This window comes from Salinimicrobium oceani (assembly GCF_012037645.1).
On record NZ_JAAVJR010000463.1, the window covers coordinates 1 to 495 of the forward strand.

General features: G+C 42.0%; 1 pseudogene. It reads left to right on the forward strand.

The features are described 5' to 3' along the window. Positions 1-495, forward strand: a pseudogene (locus tag HC175_RS17755) (protein translocase subunit SecDF); the annotation flags it as partial.

Consider the following 495-nt stretch of genomic DNA (forward strand, 5'->3'; position numbering starts at 1 on the left):
GGATGCTCCCAGGGATGGAGTTAGCAATGCGCTTTCTTCTATTCTTGATGCGAACATAACAACGGCATTAACCGGTTTGATCCTTTTGGTTCTTGGTACAGGTCCTATAAAAGGATTTGCAACTACCTTATTAATTGGTATCGCGACTTCCTTATTCACTGCGATCTTCATCACCAGGTTGTTCATTGACAACTATGCCAGGAATCCGAAAAAGAACCTTGAGTTCTCTACCGGAATGACTAAAAATCTATTCACTAACCTTACTATACCTTTCCTTCAAAAGAGAAAGACCTTCTACGTGGTTTCCGGGATCTTTATTCTTGTGAGTTTGGGCTCTTTACTTACTCAGGGGCTTAACCAGGGAGTGGATTTTGTTGGGGGAAGAAGTTATACAATTCGCTTTGACCAGCCAGTAAATCCTACTGAACTGGAGGATGACTTAATTGCTGAATTTGGTAGTGCAAATGCCAAGACTTTTGGTGCTGCCAACCAGAT